Consider the following 15,485-nt stretch of genomic DNA (forward strand, 5'->3'; position numbering starts at 1 on the left):
GAAGAAGGAAGAAGGAAGAAGGAAGAAGGAAGAAGGAAGAAGGAAGAAGGAAGAAGGAAGAAGGAAGAAGGAAGAAGACCCAAGTGGGAAGTGGGAAGAGGGAAGGCCCAAGTGGGAAGCCAGAAGGGGAAGTGGGAAGAGGGAAGGCCCAAGTGGGAAGCCAGAAGGGGAGGAGGGAAGAGGGAAGGCCCAGCAGGAGAGAGGGAAGAGGAGAAAAAGAAGAGGCAAGGAAAAGTTTTTCTTGCCTCTTCCGATATTCATTAGTCATTGTTAATCATAATAGATGATGAATCAGGGACAGGCAAATTAAGGATTAAGAAAAATGCTTGCTAGGGTGTGGAGTGCATCGATCGTTGGAATTGACGCGGTAAAGGTTGGTGTTGAGGCTGATGTGTCGGGGGGGCTACCGAAAATTGTGGTTGTGGGATTGCCAGATTCTGCGGTGCAAGAAGCTAAGGAAAGGGTTAGGGCTACGCTGAAAAATTCGGGATATGCTTTTCCGATGCGGAGTATTGTGATTAATTTGACTCCGGCGGATTTGCGGAAGGAGGGGCCGAGTTTTGATTTGCCGATCGCCATTGGCATTTTAGCAGCATCGGAGCAAGTCAGCGGTGAACTTTTGGGAGATTATTTGTTTTTAGGGGAACTTTCTTTAGATGGAAGTTTGCGGGCTGTGGCTGGGGTTTTGCCGATCGCGGCTGCTGCTCAAAAAATGGGTATTTCGGGGTTGGTTGTACCGGCTGCTAACGCGCAGGAAGCGGCTTTGGTGCACGGAATATCTGTTTATGGTTTTGAGAATATTTTTGCTGTTACTGATTTTTTGAACAATCCTGAAGTTTATTCGCCTGTAGAAGTAAACGGTAGAGAAGAGTTGGCAAAAACGCGGTTTTCGGGTTTAGATTTAAAGGATGTAAAGGGGCAAATTCACGCGCGGCGGGCTTTGGAAATTGCGGCGGCGGGGGGACACAATTTAATTTTTGTGGGGCCGCCAGGGAGCGGTAAGACTATGTTGGCGAGGCGTTTGCCGGGTATTTTGCCGCCGCTGACTTTTGATGAAGCTTTGGATGTGACTCAAATTCATTCGGTGGCTGGGTTGTTGAAGGATAAGGGAAGCTTGGTGGGCGATCGGCCTTTTCGCAGTCCTCACCATTCGGCATCGGGGCCTTCTTTGGTAGGTGGCGGCAGTTTTCCGCGTCCGGGTGAAATTTCTTTAGCACATAGGGGCATACTTTTTCTGGATGAATTAACTGAGTTTAAAAGAGATGTTTTGGAGTTTTTGCGGCAACCGCTGGAAGATGGTTATGTGACGATTTCTCGAACTAGACAATCGGTGATGTTTCCGGCGCAATTCACTTTAGTTGCAAGTACGAATCCTTGCGCTTGCGGTTATTACGGCGATTCGATCCAACCCTGTACTTGTTCGCCGCAAAAGAGGGAGCAATATTGGGCAAAACTTTCGGGGCCTTTGATGGATCGGATTGATTTGCAAGTGGCTGTTAATCGTTTGAAACCCGAGGAAATTACGCGACAGCCGACTGGGGAGGAGTCGGAACCGGTGCGGGTGAGGGTGCAGCGGGCGCGAGAGCTCGCTACTCGCCGTTTTCAGTCGGAATCTAGTTTGCGGTGTAATGCGGAGATGCAAAGCAGTCACATTAACAAATGGTGTCAGTTGGATGAGGCTTCTCGGAATTTATTGGAGATGGCGATTCGGAAGTTGGGGCTGTCGGCGAGGGCTAGCGATCGCATTTTGAAGGTTGCTAGAACTATTGCTGATTTGTCGGGGGATGAAAGCTTGAAAACGAATCATGTGGCGGAGGCGGTTCAGTATCGGACGATCGATCGGATGCAGTAGAAAATACGACTTAATCTAGTAATCAGTTAGAATCTACTGTATTAATAGAGTCCCTGCGTAATTTCTGTTCGTATAACAGAACATTACTGGCAAATTTTGGTGTGCCTGCTTTTTCACTCAAAAAAATCATTAATTCAGCAAAATTCTTGGGGGGATTTTTGTATTTTTGAGACTGTTGCTGTAATAACTCAAGTATTGAGTCCGGGTAGTCGTCAAATAGATCGCTCAGAAACTCATCTGGCGACTGTGCTTTAATGTTCCAAGGAGCTAGATCGTTTTCTCTGAAATCCTTGATATTATTGGTAACGATGACATCAGCCTGAGCCGTAACTGCTGCGGCAAGAACATGACGGTCTTTAGGGTCATTTGTCATTGCTTCCTCTAGTCCGACAGGTACTTCAACCATTGCTTCAGGAAAAGCTAATTTGATTGTCTCTTCAAGATTCTCTGCTTTCTTGTGCGAAAGTTTTCCTCCACTGATAAGGTTTCCTATTGCCTCATCTAAGATTTTCTGAGACCAATATGGTAAATATAAACCTTCGTCAGCACTGGAAAGCAGAGTATCCCGCAAATACATCGGGTACAGGACACAAGCATCAAGTACCGCACTAAGTTTAGTCATATTAGAGATAAAATTAGTCCTATTCCTCGTACAAGCCAGCTTCCTCAGTCATCTCGATTAGCTGATCCAAGAGTTTGCGGCGTTTGACTTTCCGCTGTTCCTTATAAACCATTAAGTCTTGGAAAAGTATGCGACGATGCGAACCAACCTTGATATAGGGAATTTCTCCGTTTTCCAGTAATTTGACTAGAAATGGTCGCGATACATTCAGGATATCCGCAGCTTGCTGTGTTGTCAGTTCCCGATTGTGAGGCACTATGGAGATAACCTGACCTGATGCCATTGCGCGCACAACTTGACCGAGTAAACTGTAAACTGATTCGGGAATAACAATTTCTTCTCCGTTACTTGCCACTAATCTTAGTTGTGAAGATTCGAGGCTGAGAATCGGCTCTAATTGCGCTATTGCTTCGGTTTCTTGTTCTGGAATCAAAACTGACTCTGACGACTCTTTTTGCTTCAACATACCAAGTCTCTCTTTTGATGTGTTTTTGTCTGATTTATGCAGTCCTGGACGCACTCCGACTCCTCGAAACCGGGTTTTTTCCCGAATCTGCGGGCTGCAACGATGTATTTTCGTGAAATACCGGGTTTCTGGCTACCCGCGTGTAAGTCTCCGGCACATACTCGGTTGTTTTTTTCACGATAACACTTTTGGCCCCTTTAACCCTCTTTAACCCCTTTGGCCCCGATCGCCCTTTTAACCCCTTATAACCTACTTTTACCCGATCGCCCGAAATTCCCCATCCCGACTCAAGACGGATGCCTCACAGATGTACAATAGGACGATCGCACTCCCCGACTCCAAGCGCGATCGAGCCCTACACCATCCCCCAAGTGGGCAACATCAGATAGAACGCAGTAAAAAAATATAAAATGGAAGCAATACAACTGTCTTTGTTCTCAAACGAAAAAGAATTAATTCCTGCCAAAAAGCAGAAGAAAGCAAAATTAGGGCGTTACGAACGCATCCAACGCGAACTAGAAGCAAATGACTGCGACCCCTACAAGATATTCCTTGATGTTGAATCTCAGTCACTGCCAAAATCCGACTATACATTTGTCGATCTTTTTTGCGGTGCGGGCGGCATGACCCAAGGTTTATTGCAAGCAGGTTTTCGACCAGTAGCAAGCGTTGAAATTAATCCCATCGCCTCGGCAACTCATACAAAAAACTTTCCCGATTGCCATCACTTGTGCGACGATATAAAAAACTTAAATCCCCAAAAGTTGCTCGCTGAAATTGGTTCGCCAGAAGTTCATGTTGTTGTAGGCGGGCCGCCGTGTCAAGGCTTCTCAGTTGCAGGAAAACGCGACCCCAACGACCCTCGAAATCGCTTATTTAGAGAGTTTGTCCGCGTTGTCTCTGAAATACGTCCTTGGTATGTTGTCATGGAAAATGTACCCGGAATATTGACTATACAAAAAGGAGCTGTTAAGCAAGCCATTTGCGAGGCTTTTCAGGAAATTGGCTATCCCCATATGTCCGTTGCTGTTCTGGAATCCGCAACCTATGGAGTCCCGCAAATCCGGCCGCGAGCCATTTTTATTGCCAATAGATTTGGGATGCAAAATCCCTATCCCAAGCCGCAATTGTTGCCGGAACAATACAAAGCGATTGAGTCAGCAATTGATGATTTACCCGAGTATACTCCCATACCGGAAATTAACCACGAATGGACTCGTCATTCTGTTCAGTACATGGAAAGACTTGCTAAAGTTCCACCAGGCGGTTCTTTGTATGAAAGCTACGCCGATGCTTTCAAGCGACAGTATCCGGGAAAACCGAGCATGACTGTTAAAGAAAATCACGGTGGCACTCATATTCATCCTTATCTCAATCGCGTTATTTCAGCTCGCGAAATGGCTAGATTGCAAACTTTCCCGGATTCATTTATTTTTGAAGGTTCAATGAAAAAGGCAATGTGGCAAATTGGAAATGCCGTGCCGCCGCGATTAGCAGAGTGTATCGGTTTTGCACTTATTCCATACTTGACTGATATTGCGCTTAACAAGCCTAGCTTAGTTACTGTTAAACCTCCCGAATAGATTCAGCTAGTTTTTGATTGAGAGCATTTCGCCAAGTTTCAAAATCATACCAGCCGCATCCTGTGCAGCCTTCCTCAGCTTCAGCGCCGCGCTGATGTATGGAAGGCCAGTCTTCGCCTCTTTCATACCAAAACTTGATTCCGAAAGGTGTGCCTCTTTTCCCTGTTTTGATGCAGCGTTCGCAACTTCGAGATTTTAGAAGATTGTGATTGCCTGAAGCATCTTTTTTGAGCAACTGAAACTTTGCCTTGATTTCAGATTCGCTCATAGATGCCAGGTGGGGTGGCTCATTATCTCCCCAACGCTCCATTGGGAATCTATGGTCAATTACTAGCTCATGAGCTGCTCGTTTTCTCTGTTCGATTACATCTGTATAAAAGTAAACTTCGAGAATTCTGTTTATCAGAGAAGCGGGTATGTTAGCAGCAGAATTTGCTGATTTAATTTCTCCTGTCCACAAATCGCCCAATCGTGTTGCCTGACAAGTTTGACAGTATCTCTTTTCTGTTACAATAACCAGACCGGGGCGCTTCCTTGTTCCGCGCTGCAATCCCTGAATTCCGCCACCGCCAGCATATTGAGCTGATGCTATCTGTTTGCCTTCGCACTCCCGACAGTGCCATTTTTGGTCTGAGAGGAGATTAAAGACTTTGAATTGAGTTGAGTCTTGTTTTAATTGAGCTTTAATTGTTCCTGCTAAATCTTGATTGCTCACTCTATATTTTCCGCTTCTATTTCTAGATTTTCGAGAAGATTGGAAACTGTGGTGTCCAAGCCGCTAGCTAGACTTGCAATTGCAGTGATGGACGGATTTCTGACTCCGCGTTCGACTCCAGATATATAGGTGCGGTCTAAATTAGCCCGCATTCCCAGCTCCTCTTGCGAAATTCCCAACGCTGTCCTGCGTTGCTTTACGAGATGACCTAAAGCACACAGAATTTTCTGTTTCGATCGACTCATCTGCCAATTCTCAGTCTCTGCGGACGATCGGTCTACGGACGATGTGTCACATATCTCGATCGCCCCATCGCCCCAAATTCCCCATCCCGACTGAAGACGGAGGCCTGGCAGAGGTACAATAGGACGATCGCATTCCCCAACTCCCACCGTGATAGAGCGCTACACCTTGCCCGAAATGGGCAACATCTGGACTGAAACCGCCAAGCTTAAAAGCTGGCTGCAAGTAGAAATCGCTGTGTGCGAAGCTCAAGCCGAACTCGGCTACATCCCCGCCGCCGCAGTCGAAGAAATCAAAGCAAAGGCTAATTTTGACCCCAAACGAGTCCTCGAAATTGAAGCGGAAGTCCGCCACGACATGATCGCCTTCTTGACAAATGTCAACGAATATGTAGGCGATGCCGGCCGCTACATTCACCTCGGCTTAACCAGTTCCGACGTGCTCGATACTGCTTTGGCGCTGCAATTAGTCGCCAGCGTCAATATCTTGTTAGAACGTGTCGAAGAATTGAGTCAAGCTATTCGCTATCAGGCTCAACAGCATCGCAATACCGTCATGGTTGGCCGATCGCACGGAATTCACGCCGAACCCATCACCTTTGGCTTTAAACTAGCAGGATGGCTGGCAGAAGTCTTTCGCAACCGCGCGCGATTGGTGAATTTGCGATCGTCCATAGCAGTCGGCAAAATCTCCGGCGCAGTCGGAACCTATGCTAATATTGACCCGCGAATTGAAGCGATCGCCTGTCAAAACCTGGGACTCGAACCCGATACCGCATCCACTCAAGTCATTTCGCGCGATCGACACGCCGAATACGTCCAAACCTTAGCACTCTTAGCAGCATCGATCGAGCGTTTTGCAGTAGAAATCCGCAACCTGCAACGCACCGACGTTCTCGAAGTCGAAGAATTCTTTTCCAAAGGGCAAAAAGGCTCATCCGCCATGCCCCACAAACGCAACCCGATTCGATCGGAAAGACTCACAGGGATGGCCAGAATCGTCCGCGCCAACGCCGTCGCAGCCTTAGAAAACGTTGCACTTTGGCACGAACGAGACATCTCTCACAGTTCCGTAGAACGGATGATTTTGCCCGACAGTTCTACAGTAACTCACTTCATGTTAGTAGAAACCATAGACTTAGTAAAACACCTGCTAGTCTATCCCGAAAACATGAAGCGCAACATGAACCTTTACGGCGGAGTCATCTTCAGCCAGCGCGTGATGTTAGCCTTAGTAGAAAAAGGCACCAGTCGCGAAGACGCCTACAAAATTGTGCAATCTTGTGCTCACGAAGCTTGGAACAAACCGGGCGGCAATTTCTACAATTTAATTGCTAAGGACGATCGGGTAACAGCTAAGATGACGACCAAAGAGATTGATGATTGTTTCGATCCGCAGTATCAATTGAGGCACTTAGATTTAGTGTATCAGCGCTTGGGAATTTGAGGATAATTAACAATTTAAAATTAGTTCGAGAAGTGATTTATCATTCTCGCGCTTGTCCCACAGTCCGCCGGGGGTTAAAACCCCCGTCTCATAGCTAAAGTCGGTTAAAACCGACTGAAAGACTCATAAAATAAAATTTTTAGAGAAATATTTCAGTCCTCTTCAGAGGACTTTAGCTATGAGACAGGGGTTTCAACCCTTGTCGGTCTGGCGGGCTGGCAGACAAGACGAAAAACGCGAAAATCCCCGAAGATATGAATAGTGAAGACCCATATAAAACCTCAAATTAACAGAGTTATGAAAATTAGTCGATTGACCAGATATCTAATTGTATTCATCCTCGTATTATTATCTACAACCACACTGAATTATACAACATATCTTCGCGCCCAGGAGCCGCCACAAGTGCAAATTACCCAACCAGAAACCAACCCAATACTACCTGACAGTATTTTCATGAGTCAACTTCCCAGTTGGGCGCGACTGGTTGACATCCGCACCGTAAATCGCAACATTCGCCTCGATATCCGATACGCCACTACTAACAATTTCTTGAAACGAAAACTTTACCCTATATCGAAATGCGCCTTGAGAAGTTCTGTTGCTCAAAAGTTAGCGCTAGTTCAAACAGATTTGGAAAAAATTGGATTGGGTTTGAAAGTTTACGATTGCTACAGACCTTTCTCTGTGACAAAGCAAATGTGGGAAGTTATGCCAGATCCGCGCTATGTTGCTAATCCTGCTAGGGGTTCGCGGCACAATCGCGGTGCTGCTATTGATTTGACTTTAGTCGATCGCACCGGCAAAGAATTAGAAATGCCAACACCTTACGATGATTTTACCGAAAAAGCTCACGCAGATTATCAAGGCGGCAGCGCGGAATCTCGGAAAAATCGTCAAGTGCTTAAGGATGCGATGAAAAAACAGGGATTTATCGGCATCAGCACAGAATGGTGGCACTTTGATTCGGAAGATTGGCAGAAGTTTGCGATTCTGGATGTGTCGCTTGGGGCGATTCCTTAATTCTACTATTTATTAAAAGTCGCAGCTCCGGGTAGGCACTGCCCTGTCCCTACACAGATTAGAAAAATTATCGCAATTTTACCGAAAATTCGTATTCGTACCCCCGGAAATTTGAGTCTAATTGTAATGTGTAATTGCCAGTTACTGGCACTTTTCCAGTCCACTCTGTTTCATTGCCTTCATAAGGATTTCCTGCTAAAAGTTCGCCACCGGGAGCTATAATTTGCGGGAAAACATCTTTCCGAGTCCTAACAGTCATAGTTTGACCCTTAGCGGCGCGAATTATGTAAGCATGACTGCCGCCGCCGATAATTCGACCTTTGACGATCGCCTCATCTCCTCCCGGTAGAAAATTAATCTGCTGGTTGACGTTAGAACAACTGCTTTCGGTGCGGTTTTTGGCAATCCAACCCGGCGGATCGGTAATTCGCAACCAACCGTTTTGTTCTTCGGCGACGGAAACAAAGGTATTATTATTAAGTTTTCCTACTATTTTGCTGTCCCTTAGTTCCGGGCTCGATCGCACATTTAGGGGTGGATTCGGATCGCTGACTACAGCCTGCGTGATTTTGCAACCCGAAGTTGGCGGTGTGACAACTACTGGCCCAACTGTTGGCCCAGAGACTTCTGCAACTAGCGAGGGTTGAACTGCTGGGGTTTTGGCTGGTTGAGATTGAGATGGGGGAGATTCTGCAGGCTGGGTTGATCCTTGCAGAGGTTCTGATTGCCCAGATTGGGGGTTGTTGGCCGCCACCGCTGCAATCTGGTTTTTGGTGGATGCCGGCGATTCTGCAAGGGGAGGATTGGATTGTTTCATCGCACCCGACTGTATAGTTGCAACAGCAACTCCCACCGCTGTTGCCACTCCTGCTAAGCCTGTGATGATGATTTGGTTAGAAGTAAATGGCATAATTGACCTCTTTATATTTATACTAATAATTTTTGTTTGGGATTTGGGGCGCTCGCCAGTTAATTTATAGTGGAAATACCTAGTGCGATCGGCTGGGTCAGGATTTTTATATAAAATTTTACCTGGATAATTGCCGCAATAATTTGAGCCAATATATACTGGACGCCTGTACTGATGGTAATCTTGCTCTGGATCAATTTCGCGCAAATCTGGCAAGGTAAGCGTTCAGCGCGAGGTAACTAAAATGTCAAGATTCATTCCTCTGAGATTACAACCGCCCCGCGATCGATTGTTGGAGGAGGTGAAGCAGGAAGTCCAAGCAGGCCTCGCGCAGTCTTTGCACGCTGCTGTGCTGGCTAACCTCACCCAAGACTCGCCGCCAATGGGTGTTAACCGCTGTTGGGATGTGGAAGTGAAAGCCGGCAACCGTCCGAGTTTTCGGCTTCCTCCCAAAGCAAGCGTTGCTAAAGTGTTCGATCGCAGCGGCGGCAAATTGGTAATTTTGGGAGCGACTGGTTCCGGCAAAACTACGACCCTGCTAGAATTAGCTCGGGTGTTAGTTTCTCGCGCCCAAAAAGATGCTAGTTTGCCAGTACCAGTGCTGTTTGAACTCGGATCGTGGAAAGCAGAATCCGGGGCGATCGCAGATTGGTTAATTGCTCAACTTCAGTTCAAATACCGCATCTCTCCTGCTGTCGGCAAAAAATGGCTTGCCGAACAAAAATTGCTGCCTCTCCTCGACGGCTTGGACGAAGTAGAAACCCACCGCCAAAATATCTGCATTCAAGCAATCAATCACTTTGTTGAAAGTGAATTGAAACCCAAACATTTAGTAGCTTGCAGCAGTTTTGAAGTTTACAAAAACTGCGATACTAGATTTCGCCTGCAAGCAGCGGTTTTATTGAAACCTTTAACAGAAACTCAAATTCAAAATTATCTGCTAGAAGCCCGAAGCCGCGAACTTTGGTACAGCATTGAGCGCGAGCCGGAGTTGTTGAAATTGGCAAAAGTTCCCTTGCTTTTGAGCATGATGACTCTGGCTTATGAAGATATTTTAATCGAATCTTGGAAGCGCATAACTTCTGCAGAAGAACAGCGCAAATATCTGTTAACTGCCTATATTCGCCACCAAATGACCCGGGAAGTCAAGCAGTATCCCAGAGGTAAGGAACGGAGGCCAGAACAAATTCGCCACTGGCTGGGATGGCTGGCCAGAAGGATGGAACAGCAAGGACTTCAAGAATTTTACCTCGATCGCATACCGTCTAGCTGGCTGCAAACAGACGAGGAACGGCGCAAGTATCAGTTGGGAGTTAAGCTGGTTGGCGGGCTGATTTGGGTGATTTTGGGATTAATTGCCACCCTAGTCTCCGGGTCGATTTGGGGATTAATTGCCGGTGCTGTTGCTGCGGTAATTAGTGCTTTGTTGCCGGGAATTCCGGGGATTGAAAGGTTTATATTGCACCTCGTGCTGTGGTCGAAGGGCTACATTCCTTGGGATTACAGGCGTTTTCTCGATGCTGCGGGCGATCGCTTGTTGCTGCAAAAAACGGGCGATCGGCGCTATCGATTTATTCACGATTTATTGCAAAAACATTTTTCGGAAATCTAAATGCCGGAACTTTACAAAAACAAATATAATGGATGTAACTGTGAAGGAGATTCCAATATTCGACAAGCAAAAGGAAACTCAATGACTGTAAAATTCATTCTGAGCGAATACGTTGACAAAGCGATGGCTGAGGCTATGTATGACAAACTTGAAGATCGTAGCTTTGTTGGAAAAATTCCTGTTTGCAAGGGAGTCATCGCCTTTGGTTCAACTTTAAAAGAGTGTCAAAATGAGTTGCGCTCAACTTTGGAAGACTGGATTTTGCTAGGGTTGAAATTGCGACATCGAATGCCCGTCATTGACAATATTGATTTAAATCATGAGCCTAGCCTTGAGCCGTTGGACAGCTTGTAAGCGTCGAGAGTTCATCCAGAAATTAATTACAACAGCTAGGCTTTTCGTGTCCTTTTTCTGGAAGTAAGCACCAGTTTAGGATTTACCAGGAGTATCGCTTAACGATTCCCTCTAATGATGAGTATTCTGTCCCTCAGCTACGGATGATGATTCGAGAGGCCGAGGAGATTATAGAAAGGCAAATTACTCTTGAACAATGGAATAGCTTGTAAACTCACACACACTCATCCCAAAAAAGTTTAGGGTATTTTTGCCATTTGAAATAGCTGTGACGCCGTAAATTCTAATCCATCAAAAAGTGGATCTTTTAATATGGTATCTCCCCTATAAGTCTGCGGTGCTGCATCGGGGTAAAAAACTGTAATGCTTCTAGCCTTGCTATCTACTACCCAAACCCGCAATACCTGAGCATCTAAATAATCTCTCGCTTTGGCAGCTAACTGACCGAAAGTTGGTTCGGCTGAAATAATTTCTATGACTAATTCTGGGATTACAGGACAGGCTTCATCTTGATTCCAGTCAGGAGATAAGCGTTCGTAAGAAACATATAAAAGGTCTGGTACTGGTACCCAGTCTCGCCCCAGTCTGGTTAATCTAACCGCCCATTCTACACCAATTTCTCCGCGTTCCTCACCCCACTGTTCGAGGAGTTTTATTAGGCTTCGGGCGAGGCGAGAATGAAATTTTTTAGGTGACATCTTCGGTACTGCTTGCTCGTCAATAAGTTCGTAGGTAATATCGCCTTCTCCTTCGCCAAGAGTGAGAAACTCTTCCAGAGTTAGTTCAGTTTTTGTCTGGAGCATAATATTCCTCTGCTGTGGGCAGGCAAGTTAGTATTATTTTAACTTAAAAATAAATTGACAGAATACAAATGTTATGATAGATGTTGGCAAAATCTCAAGTCTTAACTGTCAAATTTGCGATCGCCTCCTCATCCACACCCCCAAAAGGTTAAGATTCTAATCTGACCCTCCTGCAATCATTGCTTCACCTACTATGGCAGAAACCTTATTGTTCAACGCCCTCCGCGAGGCGTTAGACGAAGAAATGGCCCGCGACTCCGCCGTATTCGTACTCGGCGAAGACGTAGGTCAATACGGCGGTTCCTATAAAGTCACCAAAGACCTCTACAACAAATACGGCGAACTTAGAGTGCTCGACACCCCGATCGCCGAAAATAGCTTTACGGGTATGGCAGTAGGCGCAGCAATGACGGGACTGCGGCCGGTCATCGAAGGCATGAACATGGGCTTTTTGCTGCTGGCCTTCAACCAAATTTCCAACAACGCCGGAATGCTGCGCTACACATCCGGCGGCAACTTCAAAATGCCAATGGTAATTCGCGGGCCAGGCGGCGTGGGCCGGCAACTCGGCGCGGAACACTCCCAGCGCCTAGAAGCATATTTCCAAGCAGTACCGGGTTTGAAAATAGTCGCCTGTTCGACTCCCTACAACGCCAAAGGACTCTTAAAATCAGCCATCCGCGACGATAACCCCGTTCTGTTTTTCGAGCACGTCCTTCTTTACAACCTCAAAGAAAATTTGCCAGAAACAGAATATTTAGTGCCGCTGGACAAAGCAGAAATTGTGCGCGAGGGCAAAGATGTCACAATCGTGACATATTCGAGGATGCGGCACCACGTCATGCAAGCCGTGCCCGCGCTGGTGAAAGAAGGTTACGATCCAGAAGTAATCGACCTAATTTCTCTCAAACCCCTGGACATGGAGACAATTGGCGCATCCATTCGCAAAACTCACAAAGTAATTATTGTAGAGGAGTGCATGAAAACAGGAGGCATCGGTGCCGAACTAATTGCCTCAATCAGCGATCGATTTTTTGACGAACTCGACGCACCGGTTTTACGCCTGTCTTCACAAGATATTCCCACACCTTACAACGGCAATTTGGAACGACTGACAATTGTTCAGCCCACTCAAATTGTCGAAGCAGTCCAAAAAATGGTAGCTTTGCGAGTATAAATAGTAATTAGTCAGTAGTCATTGGTTGACTGTTGACTGTTGACTGTTGACTGTTGACTAAAATCTGCCAACTGCCAACTGACTAATGACTAATAATTAAATATGCAAAAACAACGTTCCATATTAGCCCTAATTTTGGTTCTAATCATCGCCGCCATTACTGTAATAGTAACAATTCCGACGCGGCTGGGATTAGACTTGCAAGGAGGGTCGCAACTCACAATTCAGGTAAAAACTACCCCCACAATTCCCAAAATTGATCAGGGAATGTTAGAAGCGGTGCGGCGGATTGTCGAAAACCGCGTCAACGGTTTGGGCGTTTCCGAAGCATTAGTCCAAACAGTAGGAGAAGACCAAATTCTCGTGCAGTTGCCCGGAGTAAATGACCCGCAGCAAGCAGAACGAGTTTTGGGCGGCACGGCCAAGCTAGAATTTCAGGAACAACTGCCCGGAACAGAAACACAATTAGCCATTGAAAGGCAGTTGCAGCAGGAATTACTCGCCAAACAAGCAGAATTGAAAACTAGCAACAATGAGGCAGCAATTAAAGAAAATCAGGCTGCTTTGAAAAGAAGCAATGAGGCGATCGCCAAACTATTCAAAAGCAGCGGACTCGGTGGCGAAAACCTCAAAGACGCTCAACCTCAACCCTTGGCGGCTGGGAAAAACTGGAACGTTGCTCTCCGTTTCGATACCCAAGGAGGCGAACTATTTGCCCAACTCACTAAAAATTTAGCCGGCACCGGACGCAGTATCGGTATTTTCCTAGACGAAAGAATGATCAGTTCTCCAGTCGTCGGCGTTGAATTTGCCGAGACAGGAATTACTGGTGGGAGTGCCGTAATTCAAGGCAACTTTACAACGCAAGAAGCCAACGATTTGGCAGTGCAATTGCGGGGCGGCGCTTTGCCGGTGCCTGTCGAAATTGTAGAAAACCGCACGATCGGCGCTAGCTTGGGTAAAGACAGCATTCAAAGCAGTATTAACGCAGGTATCGGCGGCTTAGTTTTAGTCTTGATTTTCATGGTTGCCTACTATCGACTCCCCGGCATAATTGCCAATATTGCTCTGTTAATTTATGCTCTGTTAACTTGGGCAGCTTTCGTGCTTTTGGGCGTGACATTAACGCTGCCGGGAATTGCTGGTTTCGTGCTCAGCATCGGGATGGCTGTGGATGCTAACGTGCTGATTTTTGAGCGCACGCGGGAAGAGTTGCGGGCGGGGAAATCGCTTTATCGATCGGTCGAATCGGGTTTTTACCGCGCTTTTTCCAGCATTTTAGACGGTAACGTTACAACAGTTATTGCTTGTGCTGCTTTGTTCTGGTTGGGCGCTGGTTTAGTTAAAGGGTTTGCTGTAACTCTGGCATTGGGGGTGGGAGTGAGTATGTTTACTGCGCTCACTTGCAGCCGTACTCTACTGTTTGTAGTATTGAGCTTTCCAGCATTGCGGAAACCTCAGTGGTTCTGTCCCGATTTGTCGAAAACTGCTAATAGTTAACTGTTGACTGTTGACTGTTAACTGTTGACAGACTAGGTAAGGTGCGCAGTAGGTAAGGTTCGCAATGCGCACCCTACATTGAGAAATTTTTCTTTCTTCTTCCCTCGGACTTATTCCCTCGGACCTCTTCCTTCTTCCTTCTTCCTTCTTCCCTCTTCCTTCAAATTATGAAATTCAGTGTAATCAAACAGCGATCGCTCTGGTGGAGTATTTCCGCCGCTATAATCCTTGCAGGTATAGTGTCGATGGCGATTTCTTGGACTCGTCCCGACATCCGCGCACCGCTGCGGCCGAGTTTGGACTTTATCGGCGGCACTCGGCTGCAATTTGAACTCGATTGCACGAAACCGGAAAATTGTAAACCCATCGATATTGCCGCTGTCCGCCAAATCCTGGATGCCCAAGGTTTGGGCGGCAGCAGCATTCAAGTTATCGGCAAAGAACAGCGAGGTTTGTCGCTGCGCACGAAAACTTTGGATGTGGAACAGCGGACTAAGTTGCAATCAGCATTGAGCGAGAAAATAGGCGCTTTTGCTCCTCAATCTATTCAAATCGATACGGTTGGGCCTACCCTCGGCAAACAGTTGTTTACTTCTGGTTTGCTGGCTTTGTTGCTTTCTTTTGCTGGCATTACTGTTTATCTAACGTTCCGATTTCAGTTGGATTATGCCTTTTTTGCTTTTGTGGCTCTCTTCCACGACGTGTTGATTACGGTTGGCATTTTCTCAATTTTGGGTTTAGTTCAAGGAGTAGAAGTTGACAGTTTATTTGTGGTCGCGCTCTTGACAATTATCGGTTTTTCTGTTAACGATACGGTGGTAATTTACGATCGCGTGCGCGAAGTAATCAAGCTAAATCCGGGACAGTCGATCGATCAAATTGTCGATGATGCTGTCATACAGACACTGGGAAGGTCAATTAACACGACGATGACAACGCTGCTGACATTGTTTTCAATCTTTTTGTTTGGCGGCGAAACCCTCAAAAACTTTGCTTTAGCATTGATTGTCGGCTTTATTGCGGGTGCGTATTCGAGTATTTTCATTGCCAGCACGCTGCTGGCTTGGTGGCGCAGTCGCACGGGCAACTCCCTTGCTGTCCCCGTAGAAGCCATCAACTCGTCAGAGGAAGTTTAATTGTCATTGCTCATCAGTCATATCATGTCGGGTCAATTAACCG

At 46.4% G+C, this 15,485-nt stretch carries 15 protein-coding genes and 1 pseudogene; 10 read left to right on the plus strand and 6 right to left on the minus strand.

Annotated features, from left to right (window positions below; genetic code table 11):
• Window positions 1–264, plus strand: a pseudogene (locus QUB56_RS00005) (hypothetical protein); the annotation flags it as partial.
• Window positions 265–322: 58 nt separating this feature from the next.
• Window positions 323–1,852, plus strand: a complete 1,530-nt coding sequence (locus QUB56_RS00010) for a YifB family Mg chelatase-like AAA ATPase (protein ID WP_332952071.1) — start codon at window positions 323–325, stop codon at window positions 1,850–1,852.
• Window positions 1,853–1,874: 22 nt separating this feature from the next.
• Here QUB56_RS00010 and QUB56_RS00015 read toward each other — a convergent pair whose 3' ends face one another.
• Window positions 1,875–2,474: a PIN domain-containing protein gene (locus QUB56_RS00015; RefSeq protein ID WP_332952073.1), complete on the minus strand. Its 600-nt coding sequence runs from the start codon at window positions 2,472–2,474 to the stop codon at window positions 1,875–1,877.
• Window positions 2,475–2,493: 19 nt separating this feature from the next.
• Window positions 2,494–2,940 (minus strand): helix-turn-helix domain-containing protein, encoded by a 447-nt coding sequence (locus QUB56_RS00020; RefSeq protein WP_332952075.1) that lies wholly within the window; start codon window positions 2,938–2,940, stop codon window positions 2,494–2,496.
• Between the two features lie 410 nt (window positions 2,941–3,350).
• Between QUB56_RS00020 and QUB56_RS00025 the strand changes: the two genes are divergently transcribed.
• Window positions 3,351–4,523, plus strand: coding sequence for a DNA cytosine methyltransferase (locus QUB56_RS00025; protein WP_332952077.1), 1,173 nt, complete (start codon window positions 3,351–3,353; stop codon window positions 4,521–4,523).
• Here QUB56_RS00025 and QUB56_RS00030 read toward each other — a convergent pair.
• Together QUB56_RS00030 and QUB56_RS00035 are read right to left on the minus strand one after the other, a co-directional pair.
• Window positions 4,507–5,238, minus strand: a complete 732-nt coding sequence (locus QUB56_RS00030; RefSeq protein WP_332952079.1) for a restriction endonuclease — start codon at window positions 5,236–5,238, stop codon at window positions 4,507–4,509. The genes QUB56_RS00025 and QUB56_RS00030 overlap by 17 nt on opposite strands.
• On the minus strand, window positions 5,235–5,630 hold the full coding sequence (locus QUB56_RS00035) for a helix-turn-helix transcriptional regulator (RefSeq protein WP_332952080.1): 396 nt from the start codon (window positions 5,628–5,630) through the stop codon (window positions 5,235–5,237). The genes QUB56_RS00030 and QUB56_RS00035 overlap by 4 nt, the downstream gene beginning before the upstream one ends.
• A gap of 1 nt (window position 5,631) precedes the next feature.
• Between QUB56_RS00035 and purB the strand changes: the two genes are divergently transcribed.
• The gene (purB, locus tag QUB56_RS00040; RefSeq protein ID WP_332952083.1) at window positions 5,632–6,927 is read left to right on the plus strand and encodes an adenylosuccinate lyase; all 1,296 of its coding nucleotides are present in this window, start codon (window positions 5,632–5,634) and stop codon (window positions 6,925–6,927) included.
• Window positions 6,928–7,224: 297 nt separating this feature from the next.
• On the plus strand, window positions 7,225–7,950 hold the full coding sequence (locus QUB56_RS00045) for a M15 family metallopeptidase (RefSeq protein WP_332952085.1): 726 nt from the start codon (window positions 7,225–7,227) through the stop codon (window positions 7,948–7,950).
• 67 nt (window positions 7,951–8,017) lie between these two features.
• On the opposite strand, the gene QUB56_RS00050 is transcribed toward QUB56_RS00045, so the two are convergent.
• The gene (locus tag QUB56_RS00050) at window positions 8,018–8,860 is read right to left on the minus strand and encodes an SH3 domain-containing protein (protein ID WP_332952087.1); all 843 of its coding nucleotides are present in this window, start codon (window positions 8,858–8,860) and stop codon (window positions 8,018–8,020) included.
• 244 nt (window positions 8,861–9,104) lie between these two features.
• Between QUB56_RS00050 and QUB56_RS00055 the strand changes: the two genes are divergently transcribed.
• Together QUB56_RS00055 and QUB56_RS00060 are read left to right on the plus strand one after the other, a co-directional pair.
• The gene (locus tag QUB56_RS00055; RefSeq protein WP_332952088.1) at window positions 9,105–10,472 is read left to right on the plus strand and encodes an NACHT domain-containing protein; all 1,368 of its coding nucleotides are present in this window, start codon (window positions 9,105–9,107) and stop codon (window positions 10,470–10,472) included.
• The gene (locus QUB56_RS00060) at window positions 10,473–10,826 is read left to right on the plus strand and encodes a hypothetical protein (protein ID WP_332952090.1); all 354 of its coding nucleotides are present in this window, start codon (window positions 10,473–10,475) and stop codon (window positions 10,824–10,826) included.
• A 239-nt stretch (window positions 10,827–11,065) separates the two neighbouring features.
• Here QUB56_RS00060 and QUB56_RS00065 read toward each other — a convergent pair whose 3' ends face one another.
• Window positions 11,066–11,629 (minus strand): Uma2 family endonuclease, encoded by a 564-nt coding sequence (locus tag QUB56_RS00065; RefSeq protein ID WP_332952092.1) that lies wholly within the window; start codon window positions 11,627–11,629, stop codon window positions 11,066–11,068.
• Window positions 11,630–11,822: 193 nt separating this feature from the next.
• Between QUB56_RS00065 and QUB56_RS00070 the strand changes: the two genes are divergently transcribed.
• The 3 genes from QUB56_RS00070 to secF all read left to right on the plus strand — a co-directional run bounded on the left by QUB56_RS00070 (window position 11,823) and on the right by secF (window position 15,442).
• On the plus strand, window positions 11,823–12,806 hold the full coding sequence (locus QUB56_RS00070) for an alpha-ketoacid dehydrogenase subunit beta (protein ID WP_332952094.1): 984 nt from the start codon (window positions 11,823–11,825) through the stop codon (window positions 12,804–12,806).
• A gap of 102 nt (window positions 12,807–12,908) precedes the next feature.
• Window positions 12,909–14,306, plus strand: a complete 1,398-nt coding sequence (secD, locus tag QUB56_RS00075) for a protein translocase subunit SecD (RefSeq protein ID WP_332952096.1) — start codon at window positions 12,909–12,911, stop codon at window positions 14,304–14,306.
• Window positions 14,307–14,473: 167 nt separating this feature from the next.
• A complete protein-coding gene (gene secF / locus QUB56_RS00080) occupies window positions 14,474–15,442 on the plus strand; it encodes a protein translocase subunit SecF (RefSeq protein ID WP_332952098.1) in 969 nt (322 codons plus the stop codon).
• Window positions 15,443–15,485 lie beyond the last annotated feature (43 nt).

The organism is Microcoleus sp. AR_TQ3_B6 (genome assembly GCF_036702785.1).
Taxonomy (GTDB): Bacteria; Cyanobacteriota; Cyanobacteriia; order Cyanobacteriales; family Microcoleaceae; genus Microcoleus.